Annotated in this window: 13 protein-coding genes; 3 read left to right on the forward strand and 10 right to left on the reverse strand. The window is 49.3% G+C overall.

All coding sequences use genetic code 11. The features are described 5' to 3' along the window. Positions 1–311: 311 nt before the first annotated feature. Positions 312–1,061, forward strand: a complete 750-nt coding sequence (locus PGL01S_RS14670; protein ID WP_127495362.1) for a hypothetical protein — start codon at positions 312–314, stop codon at positions 1,059–1,061. A gap of 43 nt (positions 1,062–1,104) precedes the next feature. Here PGL01S_RS14670 and PGL01S_RS14675 read toward each other — a convergent pair whose 3' ends face one another. Together PGL01S_RS14675 and PGL01S_RS14680 are read right to left on the reverse strand one after the other, a co-directional pair. Beyond that, positions 1,105–2,259, reverse strand: coding sequence for an MFS transporter (locus tag PGL01S_RS14675; RefSeq protein WP_127495363.1), 1,155 nt, complete (start codon positions 2,257–2,259; stop codon positions 1,105–1,107). A 76-nt stretch (positions 2,260–2,335) separates the two neighbouring features. Then, positions 2,336–3,310, reverse strand: coding sequence for an aldo/keto reductase family protein (locus PGL01S_RS14680; protein WP_127495364.1), 975 nt, complete (start codon positions 3,308–3,310; stop codon positions 2,336–2,338). A 153-nt stretch (positions 3,311–3,463) separates the two neighbouring features. On the opposite strand from PGL01S_RS14680, the gene PGL01S_RS14685 reads away from it, so the two are divergent. Beyond that, complete coding sequence (locus PGL01S_RS14685; protein ID WP_127495365.1) at positions 3,464–3,802, forward strand: winged helix-turn-helix transcriptional regulator; 339 nt, start codon at positions 3,464–3,466, stop codon at positions 3,800–3,802. A 441-nt stretch (positions 3,803–4,243) separates the two neighbouring features. On the opposite strand, the gene PGL01S_RS14690 is transcribed toward PGL01S_RS14685, so the two are convergent. Genes PGL01S_RS14690 through PGL01S_RS14705 form a run of 4 tightly spaced genes read right to left on the reverse strand, consistent with a single transcriptional unit; the run spans position 4,244 to position 8,515 of the window. Next, entirely contained in the window at positions 4,244–5,548 is a 1,305-nt protein-coding gene (locus tag PGL01S_RS14690; protein WP_127495366.1) for a GerAB/ArcD/ProY family transporter, read from the reverse strand. A gap of 1 nt (position 5,549) precedes the next feature. Next, the gene (locus PGL01S_RS14695; protein ID WP_127495367.1) at positions 5,550–5,783 is read right to left on the reverse strand and encodes a hypothetical protein; all 234 of its coding nucleotides are present in this window, start codon (positions 5,781–5,783) and stop codon (positions 5,550–5,552) included. Further along, positions 5,784–6,959 (reverse strand): Ger(x)C family spore germination protein, encoded by a 1,176-nt coding sequence (locus PGL01S_RS14700; protein ID WP_127495368.1) that lies wholly within the window; start codon positions 6,957–6,959, stop codon positions 5,784–5,786. A 26-nt stretch (positions 6,960–6,985) separates the two neighbouring features. Further along, the gene (locus PGL01S_RS14705; protein ID WP_127495369.1) at positions 6,986–8,515 is read right to left on the reverse strand and encodes a spore germination protein; all 1,530 of its coding nucleotides are present in this window, start codon (positions 8,513–8,515) and stop codon (positions 6,986–6,988) included. Positions 8,516–8,643: 128 nt separating this feature from the next. Here PGL01S_RS14705 and PGL01S_RS30835 point away from each other — a divergent pair, with 128 nt between their 5' ends. Then, positions 8,644–8,787, forward strand: a complete 144-nt coding sequence (locus tag PGL01S_RS30835) for a DUF6254 family protein (protein WP_164775478.1) — start codon at positions 8,644–8,646, stop codon at positions 8,785–8,787. A gap of 347 nt (positions 8,788–9,134) precedes the next feature. On the opposite strand, the gene PGL01S_RS14710 is transcribed toward PGL01S_RS30835, so the two are convergent. The 4 genes from PGL01S_RS14710 to PGL01S_RS14725 form a co-directional block, all read right to left on the reverse strand. Continuing rightward, positions 9,135–10,037: a carbohydrate ABC transporter permease gene (locus PGL01S_RS14710; protein WP_127495370.1), complete on the reverse strand. Its 903-nt coding sequence runs from the start codon at positions 10,035–10,037 to the stop codon at positions 9,135–9,137. Positions 10,038–10,053: 16 nt separating this feature from the next. After that, a complete protein-coding gene (locus PGL01S_RS14715) occupies positions 10,054–11,016 on the reverse strand; it encodes an ABC transporter permease (protein WP_127495371.1) in 963 nt (320 codons plus the stop codon). Positions 11,017–11,099: 83 nt separating this feature from the next. Further along, entirely contained in the window at positions 11,100–12,821 is a 1,722-nt protein-coding gene (locus PGL01S_RS14720; RefSeq protein WP_127495372.1) for an ABC transporter substrate-binding protein, read from the reverse strand. Positions 12,822–12,912: 91 nt separating this feature from the next. Then, entirely contained in the window at positions 12,913–14,472 is a 1,560-nt protein-coding gene (locus tag PGL01S_RS14725; RefSeq protein WP_127495373.1) for a response regulator transcription factor, read from the reverse strand. Positions 14,473–14,476: the final 4 nt, after the last annotated feature.

A 14,476-nucleotide genomic window follows, 5' to 3' on the forward strand; every position in this document is an offset into this window, starting at 1 on the left:
AAACTGCGTGTTTCACAGATGTTATGACAACTACTGGAACTAAATCACTTAATTAAATATAAAGTTGCTGTACTTATTTGTCAATGTTCCACAGAGAGTTCACAAATTGTTCTCAAAGCTGTCAAAAACTCAGGTTTTTCACGGTTTCGCGGCTTTGACAAAGTGATTAAAAACGTGCTATCAAACACGGTTTCCCTACCCTACATTGTGCACCAAACCCATGGTCAATTATGTATGGAGGCCAAAGTGTATATTTCATCGTTCCCTACAAACCCTATTCCTATAACTGCCCGAATGGAGGCTGATTACCCATGAACAAACGAGTATCCGGATTATTGATGATTTCTTGTTTATTGATAAGCATGACTGCGGCCTGCGGTTATGAGAAGCTCAGCAGAAGCAGCGATCACGATTACGGTAGCCGGAAAGCCGGAGACGCCAAAATGCTCGGCGGCAAAATGTACGGGACTTCTTCCGCCAACAATCCCCGCCAGCATGACAATGCCTTTTTCGAATACAGCAATAAGCTGTCTAATGAAGTTTCCAAGCTTGGCGGCGTAGGCACCGCCATCGTAATGCTCACCGACAAGAATGCCTATGTAGGCCTTGCTCTCGATTGGTCGGCCGTTGGCACCAAGAGCGCAGGGCGTACCGACGAACAGGACCGCAGCGGTTCAAGCGAGGGCGTATACAATCATGACACCGGCAGTCAACGCTGGGATAACCGTCATCTGGTCACGCCCTATAACTCCCTATTCACTGTAAATGACCACAGCATGCTTTCCCCTGAGCTGAAGCAGACCGTAGCCGTAAAGGTCAGGGAGCTTGCCCCGGCTGTCCAGGAAGTTCATATTTCGGCCAACATGGATTTTGTGAACGAACTTAACGAATATGCGAAAGAAGCCTGGATGAATCACTCCCTTACTCCATGGCTCCAGGACTTTAATACCCTCGTGAAATACCAGTTTGCGGGCGGAGATATCATGCCGCAAAAGATTAAGGATTACGATAATATGCGCGCCAAACAAAAAAACGGACAATCCATTATTCCTACCCATTAATGAACTTCCAAAAAAATCTCTTCTATTATATATGCAAAAAGGATCAGGTTGCCCTGATCCTTTTCATTTGATTCACATTCCGCTGAATAAGCAGTCCGCAGCAAGCCCCGATAAACGACAAAGCCGACATGCAAGCGTACAAGGCAGGTCCCCCTATCCAGTCAAAGAGCCAGCCCCCCACCGTCGAGGATATAATACTCGATATCCCGAACAGCAGCATCGCGAGTATCGTTTGTCCGGTCGCTTTCCACTGCTCCGGAATCAAGGTATACAGATATTGAATGGATGCCGCATAGAACAGGACAAACGAAACGCCCTGCAAAAGCTGCAGCCATACAATCGCTACCGGGTTATCCCACCAGGCCGACAGGGCAAAACGAAGCACATAAAAAAACGCCGCTACGGAGATGACCTGCAGTTCCTTGCCCGGCTTGATGAACCGGTTAATTAAAGCGAAGAATGCGACCTCGGCCAGCGTCATTATGAACCAGGCCAATCCAACCATCCCTACCCCGCCGCCAAGGCTTTGCACGTACAAGCCGACGTAGCTGTCGTTCATCCGGTGCGGGATCGCGATCAGAAGCACCAGCAGCAGAAATTGTACGGTACGCTTGTCCTTGAAGAAGGGCTTCATATCCCGCCAAGCCACCGGCTTGCCGGCTGCCGGAGTTTCGGGCAGCATGGCGCAGAGCAAAAACGCGAGAACGCCGTAAGCGGCAAACAGATACATAAAGCTGCCCATTCCGTACCTGTCGCCAATATAGCCTATTATATAGGAAGCGACAGCATACCCAAGCGCGCCGTACATCCGGACGGTACCAAAGCCAACCCCCGCTCTTTCCGCCAAGCGGTAATTCATGCTCTCGGTTAACGGGTCGGCCGGCATCAGGAAGAAGTACATTGCCGCCGTCAGCGCAAATGCGGCTGGCATTAGCGATATCGAGAACAACGCCATCCCAAGTCCAATCGAAGCCATGAGCAGGATCAAGAGCACTGCCTTGACCGTTTTATATTTATCGCTGATCATTCCCCAGAGCGGCTGCGAGACCACTCCGATAATGCTTCCCGTCCCCAGAATAACCCCGATCTCCGATGCCGTAATCCCTTTCTCCGCGAAATATAACGGAAGGAACGACAGGAACATCGCAAACATCGAGAAATAGAAGAAGTTGTATCCCCTTAGCAAAACAAGCTTCATATCTTATCTTTCATCCCTTCATTAAACCTGAACCCATCATACCCTATTTAAATGAAGGAATGCATTCGAAACTTGCTCAACGAAGCGGAGCAAACCCTTCAATCTCGGATAGAATTTCATCTGCGCGCGCAAGTACTTCGTCCGTCAATACTAGATCGATAGCCCCCAGGTTCTCTTTGATTTGCGAAGGCCGGCTTGAGCCGATGATTGCGGAGCTTACACCAGGCTGGCGCAGCACCCAGGCAAGGGCAAACTGCGATAAGGTACCGCCGATTTCGCCCGCCAGCTGCTCCAGCTTTTGAACGCAGGCCAGTACATCCTCCCGCATATAGCTATTGATGACGAAGTTCGTACGGTCATTAGCCGCGCGGCTGTCTGAAGGGGCAGCTTGTCCCGGTTTGTATTTACCCGTCAACACGCCCTGTGCCAGAGGAGAGAACACGACTTGCCCAAGGCCCTCTCTTTCGCTTACCGGGAGTACTTCCTTCTCGATGTAACGCTCAATCATATTGTAGATCGGCTGGTTGGAGACTAGAGGGCGAAGACCAAGGCGTTTGCCGATTCCAACCGCATCGGTGATTTGCGCGCCCGTCCACTCGCTGATTCCCGCATAGAGAACTTTGCCGGAGGCAACCAGATCGTCTAATGCACGAAGAGTCTCTTCCACCGGGGTCTCCGCGTCATAGCGGTGGCACTGGTATAGGTCAATATAATCCGTGCCGAGTCGTTTTAAGCTGGCATCGCATTGCTCCATAATATGTTTGCGAGACAAACCCCGGTCATTAGGGCCGGCGTCCATCGGAAAATACACTTTGGTAGCCAGCACGTAGCTGCTGCGCCGGAATTCCTTAAGGGCTTCGCCCATTACCTTCTCGGCTTCTCCCCGGTTATACGCATTTGCCGTATCGAAGAAGTTAATCCCGTTCTCGTACGCATACCGGATACATTCTCTTGCCGTATCTTTCTCCGTGGCGTCGCCGTAAGTAAGCCAGCTTCCAAGACCAATCTCGCTAACCTTTAATCCGCTGCCTCCGAGTCTTCTGTATTTCATCCGTTGACTCCTCCTCGCCTGATCTCTTTCAAGGCTAAGTGTAAGGCAGTCCGTATTCTTTTTAAAGTAGTGAATGTTTTTTTAATTTATTATTTCTATTATATATACTATACTGAAGGTAACTTTGGCTCGTTAAGAAAGAAAGGAGCTTTAATGATCATGAACGCGAATAATTACATTCCGAAAGAACCCGAAACAATTGAATGCAATATCGAAAAAACGCTGGACGTCATAGGCGGCAAATGGGCATTTCTTGTGATCAGAGAGTTATTCTGCGGTACAAAAAGATTCGGTGAACTTCAACGTCTGATTCCGGCGGTTAGTCCGCGGGCATTGACCAGTACGCTTCGCCACCTGGAGGAAAAAGGCGTGCTTGAACGGCAGGTATTCCCTACCGTACCCGTGACGGTTGAATATACGCTTACGCCAAAAGGCGAAGACCTGCATGCGATTTTGAAGCAAATGAAGCTGTGGGCAGCCAAATGGACTTAGCTTAACATTTTCTTACTTTTACTTGCTTTTTCTGGCGAGTGATTGTATACTATAAAAGTTGTGTTATATTTAACCCCTGTATATCCCTCCAAAAAACAGAAAAATTCATGATTTCCTCGAATTTCGATTTTTCTTTTTCTGTTAATTCCAATCCTTACGAACAGTAAGAACTTTGATTCACACTGGCGCGGTCTAGGAGCCGCAAGGACGGAAGAGAGGCAGGGCTTTCGTTGTTTTAAAGTATGCTTACAAGCTGCTTTGCCCGTTACGCAAAGCAACCCAGAGTATGCGCAAGATGAACATCTCACACAAATCTTGTTGCAATTAACAAGGGATATGAACCACGCGGTCAGCATGATGCTGCATGAAGTACAAACCGCCGAGGTTAAATATACGGTACACAAGCCAACGGCACCCACTTATGGGTGCCGTTATCCATTTCTAGCTGTTTTTCCCTCTTGATGCAAATCCTTTGCTGTACTCCTTGAAGCTCAGAAAGACGCATAACACAAGGAAGCAGATAAACAAGGTGGCTCCTATATCGCCATAAATCCCCCGCATATTGCCGACCAACGTACCCGCAAGCACAGAGACGATCGCGCCGATCAGCGTCAGCCATACCCCTATTCCGTAACCGGATATATTCAAATCGGGCGGCATACTCTTTTTCTTCCGGACGGCAAGTCCAATAAACAAGCTTCCAAGGAACAGGATCTGTACGCCAAACGATAACGGCAGCATGCCAAAAGCGTAAAATAACGAAACTTCATCCGTATTATCGAATGAAATGGCTGCCAGTATCGTAATGACGATCCCCATTGGCAAATTGATAAAATCGAATTTCTTTTTCTTCGTATAGGACGCAATTCCCGTCAGGATGGCTATGTAGAGCGCCGCGAATTTGATCAGCAGAATAGGTACGTAAAGCGAGATGAGGAACAGGTCGATTCTGTCCAGGAAGTCGGTAATGTGAATCTGCTGCACCAGAATCCAGCCGATGTAGAGCACCCTTGAGGAAAGGATCGGGCTTACGACGCTAACGACGCAAAACAGCCAGATCGTCAGAAACATTGCGGAGTAAATGACCCCCATTTTCATGGCTATGTAGATATCGCGCGGCTTCCTCACATGATGCAGGAAGGACCCGAATATGATCAAATCCGTGAAGGAGCCTAAGGCAAGCATGCCTCCCTTTAACGGCTGGGCTATTCCACCGCTTAGAAACGGCTTCAGCTTCTGCATATCAATCTCGTTCAGGAGCAGCAGCGGCGTAAGAACATACAGGGACAGGAACAGCGTAATAAACACGACGTTCGTCCGGAATAAATGCTCCATGGATCCTCCTGCATAATAGGCGAGCAGAAGCATCGTCATGAGCAAGATATAAATCTGCGGCGTACGCAGCAGAATAGAGGAGCTGAAAAAGTCGCTGTATATGCGCAGCTGACTAATTAAATCCAGTGTCAGGTACGCGATTAGTATGCCGTTCAGCAGCCCGCCAAGCCATTTGCCGCAGGAATACTGCATCATTTCGTACATATTTTTTTCCGGGTTGAAGCGCAGCATCCTCCACAGCAAATACGCCATAAAGATGCCGTACGGAATCGGAAACAAATAAGCGTACCAAGCATCTTGACTGGAAGCCATCGTAATAGCCGTCGGCATCGTGTTCATATTGGAAGCAATCAGCAATGATCCAACCAGCATAGACATTTGCATGGTCGTAACTTTCATCCGGTCCTGCATGCTAGACCCCCTGCCCTCTCATCAGAACGTAAACGCCCATAACCATTGCCCGCATGAAGGTAATGTTCATAATGGAGTATATTTTGTGGTTGACGCAAAAAACGATTAACAGGGCGATGACACCCACCACTGTGAAAAACATTGCCTTGCTTGATCCGTTTTTCATGTTTTTCCATTTCACCTTCGCCGTGCCAATCACTAGAAAGATCACAAAAACGATAAACCCTAAATCCATCTATTGATCCTTCCTTCCCAGATTCTCGCTGGTCATCCCGAACCTGTACAAGTTCGCAGTTGCGGAAACTTCGAATTTAATTTTAGGGAAAATCGTATCCCACTCGTTGCGGTATTGCTTGGTCCATATTTGAGGGTATGCACGGTATACGTGAAGTCCAAATCCGACGGCATCGCAATTGGCATGCTGCATGCTATCCAGCGCGAGCTTGATGTCTTCCACCACCCGCTTGGTCACCAGTTGTTCGATCTGCTTGCGCTGCTCGTAATCGTCATAGTTTCTGTTCAGATTCCTGTCCTCGTTAACGCTGACTTTCACTTTCGAATGAATACGAAAGGTGATATTGTCATTCTGAATGATCGGTTTAATAGAGATTTTGGCCTCATTGATGGATACGGTAAGGTAATTGCCTTGATCATTAAAGGTTTCGTCGTATTTACGGAATTGTTGGTTGAGCAGCCGGACGCCAATTGCCGTGCTTCCTTTGGCAACCCCGGTCATTTTACCGTCATGCGTCATCGCAAAGCCTTCGATGAGAACATCCTCCGCCTCGGAGCCTTTCACCCTTGTCTTTACTTTTTCTATATAGGGGAAAAAGGCATCCTCGCCAACCGCGATAATTTTGCTGATAATGTCCTTCACGGAAATCCGTACGCTTGCCTCGGATTGAAGAAGCTCCCTCATCGATTCCGCGGAGAAGCGCTCAAGACGCGTATCGGCGTTCAGCACATCCACCGCTTTGCCTTTTGTTATGGCTATGTAGGCGGTTAACCGGTTTTCAGGCGTACGGGTTAAGGCATCGATAACCGTTTTTGCCCCTTCGGTCCTTGCCAGGTCTTCACCAATAATAATGACGCGCCGATGACCGAAAAACAGATGTCTTGGCAGACGGAACTGGAGCTTCGAGACTGCTTCGCGAACCGTCTTGCCGGTTTCGGTCTTGATGGCGAACGGCTTTTGCCCGCCGGAGCCGCCTCCGCCGCCCATGCTCCCCATATTGCCTGGGAGAGGTATAAGTACGCTCACCCTGAAGCTATCGTTTTCTTTATCGATGGCGCTTGCCAGTACAAAAGCGACGTCGTTAATTTCACGCCGGTCCCAACAGCCCGTCAGCGTGAGGAGCATGCCTACACATACGCTGATGGAAGCCAAACGCCATAATCGGATTATTTTCATACGGATATAGGATACTCCTCTCCTGCTTATTCGGGCTGCGGACGCTGACGCTCTAGATTGTCGGGAGTCAAATATTTCGGACGTCTCCGCATCTTCCACCAAGGCGCGCGAACCATGACATCCTTCATATCGCTTAGATCAACCGGCGTAACCGGGGCCAGATAAGGAATGCCAAACGTCGTCAGCTTAGCCAAGTGACCAACAACAACCATTGCCGCGATCATGATGCCAAGCAAGCCAAAGACCGAAGCGAGCAGCATGATTGGAAAACGGAGCATCCGGATGGCGATCGCTGCATTGTAACGGGGCAAAGTAAAGGAAGCGATACCTGTCATCGAGACGACGATAACCATTGCGGCTGACACGATACCGGCCTGAACCGCCGCCTGGCCAACCACAAGCGCTCCCAGGATACTGACGGCCTGACCGACAGTCCGGGGCAGCCGTACGCCCGCTTCGCGAAGCGCCTCGAAGGCGATCTCCATAAGTAATGCTTCCACGACGGCGGGGAAAGGAATCGCTTCGCGCGAGGCCGCGATACTTAGCAGCAGGTTGGTCGGAATCATCTCCGGATGATAGGTAGAAACCGCGATATACAATGCCGGGGCAAACAAGGCGACAAACAAACTGAATAATCTCAACCATCGCAATAAAGTGCCTAACATAAACCGCTCATAATAATCCTCGCTTGCCTGCAGCCACTGCCAGAAGCCAAACGGAGCGATCAAGGCAAACGGGGTGCCGTCTACAAGGATGGCAACCCGGCCTTCCAGAAGCGATGCCGCCACCGTGTCCGGACGTTCCGTCGTTTGCACTTGAGGGAACGGAGAGAAGCCTTGATCCTGGACAAACTCTTCGATATAACCGCTCTCCAATACGCCGTCGATATGAATCCGGCTTAAGCGGTCTTCCACTTCTTGCAGCAGCTTGGGATTAACGATTCCGGCCATATAGGTAAGGATTACGTTCGTATTCGTCTCGGTTCCGATCACGAAGGACTTCATCTTGAGCCGCGGCGACTTGATCTTGCTTCGCACAAGCGATGTATTCGTACGGAGATGCTCATTAAAGCCCTCGCGTGGACCACGAACGACGGTTTCCGTCTCGGGTTCGGCTACGCTGCGGCGGATGCCGCCTCTGAGGCCTAGGCAGACCGCAGTGTCTTGCCCGTCAACGAACAGAACGCTGTCGCCCGACAACAGGTTGGTAAGCAGCTCTTTGTAGAATTGAATCTTGGAGGCTTGGGCAACCGGAAGCGTAGTTTCGGTTATCAAGTCAATGGTAAACTCGCCGCCCTCAAGGATCATAAGCGCCTTCATCGCCGCATCCACGGCACTGGTCGTAACCATCCCGTCCACATAGCAGAGCAGCGCCTTGGGACCATTCTCGATCTCGAATTCGCGCATCACGATATCCGAGCTGTCTTTGAAGAGCTCCTCCATTATTTTGCCGTTCGCTTCTACAGTGGGCCGGATGGGCACATCCTGGAACTTGTTAATCGCGTAATGATCCAATTTCCCTTCGGGTAAGCTTCTGGCCTTGGTTTTCGTCGGCACTGTTGTCACCACCGTTCATTAATACAGGTTATGATTACCTATTTCGCCTAAATTATGATGAGCGTTCTCTTCTGCATGATTCGGTGCCCAAAGCGCCAACCTATTGCTTAGGAAGGGAGGGAATGACCATGACATCGCCAAAAAACCGCCGCGAAAACGCTTGGAAGCAGCGTAAGCATACGCAGCATCCAACGCATGGCAAAGTGAAATCCTTCGATGAATTGAGCAAGGAAGTTGGACGGACTAATCCTAATGATGTAGAGATTTACTAAGGCGAGGTAGCTTCGCTTAGTGGCAGCTTTAGCTTAGATTAGAGAGATGTAAGATGGGCAGCCGCTGCGCGGAAATAACGTCCTTCCGATCGCTGTTGCCCCCGAATTTCTTCGAATGTAATCCGCTTAATGCGGATGAAATTCGGGGGCAAAGGCGAACACTCCGTTTCTCCAGTACGTTATTTCCGCTGCGCTCCCTCACCTTTTCTTTTTGGAGACGTGTCGGCAGTCAGCTTACCCTGACTGCTTAGCTTAAATCGGAAGGCTGAATATCCGCCTTCCAAACCACGACAAAAAAGACCACCCTTTAGGGCATTGCCCCTTAGGATGGTCTTTCTGTCGTTTGGTTATTCTTTTACGCCGCCGAGCTGCATGCCGACAACGAAGTATTTCTGCAGGAACGGATAAACAACGAGAATCGGCAAGGATGCGACGATTGTAATGGCAGCGCGGATCGACAGAGGCGTAACCATTGCTTTTGCCGCGCTGGCATCGCCGCCGTTTTGCAGCGCCGGATTACTGTTGGAGTTCATCGCCGACGAGAGAAGCTTCATCAGCTCATACTGAAGCGTGCTGAGCTCCTGCTTGGAAGAGGTGAACAGGAACGTATCGAACCAAGAGTTCCACTGTCCTACCGCTACGAACAAAGCCACCGTTGCGAGTACCGGCTGGCAGAGCGGCAGAATGACCTGCAGGAAGATGCGGAAGTCGCCAGCACCGTCTACTTTTGCCGACTCGATCAGGCTCTCCGACAACGTACCGATATACGTGCGGATGACGATCATGTTAAAAGCGCTGACCAGGCCAGGAACGATGTACACCAGGAAGTTATTGAGAAGGTGAAGGTCCTTAACCAAGAAGTAATACGGAATCAGACCCGCGTTAAAGTACATCGTCATTACGATAATAATCGTGATTGGCTTACGGAAAGCATATTCCTTCCGGCTTACCGTATAGGCCAGCATCGTCGTAAGGAACAAGCTGAGCACGGTTGCCAGAACGGTACGCGCGATCGAGATAAAGAAGGCATTAAATACGGTGCCTGTAACAAATACCGCCTTATAGTTCTGAAGCGTCCATTCCCGCGGCCAGACGTAAATACCGCCCCGAATCGTATCAAGCCCCGCATTAAAGGATACGGCTAGCGTATTCAAGAAGGGGTAGAGCGTAACTACGGCCAGCAATATCATGATGATGGCATTGACTGTACCAAAAATCGCCGGCTCAAGCTGAAGTGTTCTTTTTCTCATTGTAATCCCCTCCTTATCAAATAAGCCTTTCTTCGCCGAATCGCTTCGCTATCGTATTGGCGGCGTAGATAAGCGTGATGCTGACAACCGTCTTGAATATACCTGCTGCGGTTGCAAGCGAATAGTTGCCCTGCTTGAGTCCGTATTTCAGTACGAATATATCTATGGTCTCCGACCAATCGACTACAACGCCATTGCCAAGCAAATATTGCACTTCAAAGCCAGCTTCCAGAATCCAGCCCAGGTTCATGATGAGCAAAATAATAACGATGGACTTGATGCCTGGCAGCGTTATATACCACATCTTATGGTAACGGTTAGCCCCGTCAATCTCCGCCGCCTCATACAGGGATGGATCAATCGAGGTAATCGCCGCCAGATAGATGATTGCATTCCAACCGACTTCTTTCCATACATGCGATGCGCCAACAATGCCCCAGAAATATTTAGGCTCACTAAGCCACATGATAGGCTCGTGAATAATCCCAAGCTTCATCAATACTTCATTGACGATACCGCCATCCACGGACAGCGAAGTTGCAACAATTCCAGTTACGATAATCCACGATAGAAAATGCGGCAAATACGAAATCGTTTGAATCGAACGTTTAAACAGCTTGTTCTTCACTTCGTTTAACAGAATCGCGAAAACAATGGCCGTTACGAAGCCTAATACCATGTTAATGGCACTCATGCCAATCGTATTACGCAAAACGCGCAAGAAACTGTCATCGGTAAACAAGAATTTAAACTGCTTTAAGCCAACCCACTCTTGCTCGCCGAAAGATTTTGCCGGCTTGTAATTCTGGAAAGCCATTGTCCAGCCCCAAATCGGGTAATACGAGAAGAGCATGACATAAATGAGTACGGGCAGCGACATCCACATAAGCTGACCCTGGTTTTTGAACCGCTTGGATTTGCGGGTCTTCTTAGGCTGGATAGCAGCCTCTACAGCTATAGTATCTACAGGTTTCGCCATCTCTCTTCCTTCCTCCGCTCCAAAGATAAAGCGGAAGGGCTGAGGCAGTCTGCTTCATCCCTTCCGCTTTCTGCTGCCTTACATTAATTGGTGCTCCAATTTTTAATACGCCATTGAATTTGTTCGTTAATGCGGTCCTCGTAAGCTTTTACGTTGATTTTCTTATACTCGTTTACGTAATCCTGCCATACTTTATCGAATTGATCAGGTTTCGACATAATCGCTCTAGGCAGGAATTTCAGCGAAGCATCCGTCATTTTCTTGTTGGCAATCGAAGCATCGGAGCCGTCAATCAGGTCGATCTGCCAAGCCGGGTAGTAAACCGGGTTATCCGGCGGCATCGAGAAGAATTCCGTCCATGTTTTGTGGCCGTAAGCATTCAGAACTTCTTTGTCGACATCTTTCAAGCTGTCATAGAATTCTACAGGGTCTCCGCCCGGCGATGTTGCATTGCCGTCGCTCAAAGTACCTTCAATCTTAGGCAGGTATCCGTAAATGCCGTCTCCGAGGTTAGCAAGCTTCCAAGCCGGATCCTCGTAGTTTTTGCGTTGCTCAGGCGTTCTGGTATATTTGCCGTCTGCGCCAACTTGATAGTCAACGCCTTCTTCGCCCCAAGTGAACATCTTCTGGTATTTCTCATCCATCAGCTGTTCAAGCGCTTGAATAATGCGTTTCGGATCCTTCGCGTCTACCGAAATACCAAAGCCGTTGTTCAAGTTGATAACGGCGCGGTCGCGGTAGTAGTCCTTAGTGCTTGTGTCATAAACAAGCGGGAAGCCTACGTAAGTGCGGTCGGACTTGCCTTGCGTATTCAGGGAATCTTCCGCGGTTTGGAAGTTCCAGTGCTGGTCGAACATACCAAGGACATTGCCTTGAGTCAGCTTCGCCAGATACTGGTCATAGTTTTGAGTGAAAGCTTCTTTATCCATCAGCCCTTCGTTGTACAGGCCATTCAATTCTTTATAGTAGGTTTTCGAAATATCCTGTGTCGCGAAAACGCTTGCCACGCCATTGTCTACAACAACGCCGCCGTCGTTTGGATGTCCTGTCAGATGCTCAGGCGCATTCAGCAGGCCGAATGTCCGCCAGTCGGACGCGAGTGTCGTAAAGCCGATTGTTTTCTGACCGTCGATTTCAGGATATTTCGCCTGATATTCGCGGATCAGCTTCATATAATCATCAAGAGTTTGGAGTTTAGGATAACCGAATTCCTTCAGTACGGCTTTTTGAATCCAGAAGGCTGGACCGCTGTAGAACGTTTCGTTCACATTGCCTTGATACGCGCCGTAGTTAGGCAGCCAGTAAATGTGGCCGTCGGAAGGATCCTTCATCCGGTTCCAGTATTTCGCGTAATGCTCTTTCAGCTTTGGAGCATACTGCTCAATAAGATCTTCAAGCGGAATAACAGCACCCGCCGATACAAGCTTAGGGTCCGCGGTAATCAAATCAGGATAGTCGCCGCCGGCAATCATAACGCCAAGCTTTTGCTCAAGGTCGCCTACCAGGAATTCCGTCTTAAACGTAATGCCCAGATCTTCTTTAATTTTTTTGAACAGCTTGTTGTCCGGTGTTGGCGATTGGCCAGGAGCCCCGATAAAAGCGGAGATCTCGATTGGCTTCAATGCCTCATCCGTTGCATTTGTGCCCGAATTGCCTGCGTTCGCAGATGCAGATGGCGCAGCGGACGCATCGCTGTTACTATTTTTGCCACCGTTATTGCCATTACTGCACGCTGCAACCGTTAAACTCAAGGCAACCGCGACTGCCATAGTTGTCAACAATGGCTTTTTTGCTTTAACCCCCATTTGCTTCTCCTCCTACGGATTGTGTGCTTACCTCTACATTATGAAGCATTTGAATGCGTTTACATCATAATCAGAGTTAAGCATTATACCCCTACGATTTAAGGTGGGGTATTGTTTTTTTATACTCGGCAAGCTTCATGCCGAAGCGTTTCTCGAATTGCTTCAGGAAATGTTGATAGCTGCAATAACCAAGCCTCTCCGCCAGTGCTGACCCCGAAATATCCTGGTTATGGAGCAGTTTCTTCGCATCGTTCATCCGCAGTTGATGAATATATTCATGAATGCTGACGCCGTATTTTCTGGTAAAAGCCTGCCCCAGGTAAACCGGATTCATATAAAAGATTTCCCCTATCTCCTTCACCGTAACGGATTCGCAGTAGTGCTGGCGCAAATATTCCTCTACCTTGGCAATAGTTCCTCCCTGCTGCCGGCTTCGGCACAATGACAATTCTTCACGGCACATTAGGCAAAAGCTCAGCAAAAACGCATGCAGCTTCATCAAAGAATGCTCATTCGCCCCAACAAGCGGATACCCGGTCTTCTCAAGCATCTGGTCCGCGTCCCCGCCAAGCTCTTTGTAAATGCCGGAGCACTGCACCATAATGTGGGTAGAAAAGGCGGAGATCAAGGAAGGCATCGTTCTTTTATCGGCGAAATGATCAAAGATCTGCTGCAGGCGCTCTACAATCCTCTCTTCATCATTGGTTTCAACGGCCTCAATGATTTTTTCGGCTGCCTCCCATAGATGCGAATCATAGCCAAAGCCCTGCTCCTTAATCTCGTCATAGTAGAGAGGTCTCTCTCTACGGTCATAAAAGAGATAAGCACCCGCTTCCTCGGCGTGCCGGTAAGAGCTTCCAAGCTGCTCCGGCTCCTTCACCAGACTGCCGACTACCATGCTGAGGCTTCCGCGAATCGATCCCCGGAGCGCTTTGTAAAGAAGCTCTGCCGCATCCTGCATAGCCGACTTGCTATCGTCCCGAAGTATACAGGCCATCCCGAAAGAGGTCAGCTCCTGATCCAATATGCAGCCTCCGGCTCCTCCTTCGACTTGCCCCTTCTCAAGCAGTTTCTCAACCTCTTCCACCGCGGATGTTAATTCCGATTCGTCCACTGCAACACGCATGTATACCCATCCGGCAGCCTCTGCGGAGATGCGTTTAATGGAAGTTTGGTCAGCATCGGAAAGTTCCTCGCCGCGAAGCAATGCGGTTAACGCGCGTCTCTGCGCGCAGCGCTCCGTATAGCGGACAACCTTCTGTTTGCGGGTCTCTTCCTCCAATGTTTTGTTCAAACATTCCAGCACTTCATCGGCTTCATCGCTCATAATCGGTTTGGTCAAATAATGCGAGACGCCCAGCTGCAAAGCGCGCCTTGCATACTCGAAATCGCTGTAGCCGCTCATAACGACGAATTTAGTCTGTTTATGGCCCTCCAGCCTCATCTGGGAAATAAGCTCCAGTCCGTCCATGATCGGCATGCGAATATCCGTAACGACTAAATCGGGCTTGGATTCCCGGATCAGGCGGGCTGCTTCTTCGCCGTCTCCGCAGACCGATTCCACCTCGAATCCATTCTTCTTCCAATCGATTAATAATTGAAGACCCTCTATTGCAAACGGCTCATCATCAACGAGCAAAACACGGTACATACTG

It is taken from the genome of Paenibacillus glycanilyticus NBRC 16618 (genome assembly GCF_004000805.1).
GTDB classification, from domain to species: Bacteria; Bacillota; Bacilli; order Paenibacillales; family Paenibacillaceae; genus Pristimantibacillus; species Pristimantibacillus glycanilyticus.

Bases quoted from the DNA above. Each gene is read 5' to 3' on its own strand.
- PGL01S_RS14670 (WP_127495362.1), top strand. From the start codon at position 312: ATGAACAAACGAGTATCCGGATTATTGATGATTTCTTGTTTATTGATA.
- PGL01S_RS14675 (WP_127495363.1), bottom strand. From the start codon at position 2,259: ATGAAGCTTGTTTTGCTAAGGGGATACAACTTCTTCTATTTCTCGATG.
- PGL01S_RS14680 (WP_127495364.1), bottom strand. From the start codon at position 3,310: ATGAAATACAGAAGACTCGGAGGCAGCGGATTAAAGGTTAGCGAGATT.
- PGL01S_RS14685 (WP_127495365.1), top strand. From the start codon at position 3,464: ATGATCATGAACGCGAATAATTACATTCCGAAAGAACCCGAAACAATT.
- PGL01S_RS14690 (WP_127495366.1), bottom strand. From the start codon at position 5,548: ATGCAGGACCGGATGAAAGTTACGACCATGCAAATGTCTATGCTGGTT.
- PGL01S_RS14695 (WP_127495367.1), bottom strand. From the start codon at position 5,783: ATGGATTTAGGGTTTATCGTTTTTGTGATCTTTCTAGTGATTGGCACG.
- PGL01S_RS14700 (WP_127495368.1), bottom strand. From the start codon at position 6,959: ATGAAAATAATCCGATTATGGCGTTTGGCTTCCATCAGCGTATGTGTA.
- PGL01S_RS30835 (WP_164775478.1), top strand. From the start codon at position 8,644: ATGACATCGCCAAAAAACCGCCGCGAAAACGCTTGGAAGCAGCGTAAG.
- PGL01S_RS14710 (WP_127495370.1), bottom strand. From the start codon at position 10,037: ATGAGAAAAAGAACACTTCAGCTTGAGCCGGCGATTTTTGGTACAGTC.
- PGL01S_RS14715 (WP_127495371.1), bottom strand. From the start codon at position 11,016: ATGGCGAAACCTGTAGATACTATAGCTGTAGAGGCTGCTATCCAGCCT.
- PGL01S_RS14720 (WP_127495372.1), bottom strand. From the start codon at position 12,821: ATGGGGGTTAAAGCAAAAAAGCCATTGTTGACAACTATGGCAGTCGCG.
- PGL01S_RS14725 (WP_127495373.1), bottom strand. From the start codon at position 14,472: ATGTACCGTGTTTTGCTCGTTGATGATGAGCCGTTTGCAATAGAGGGT.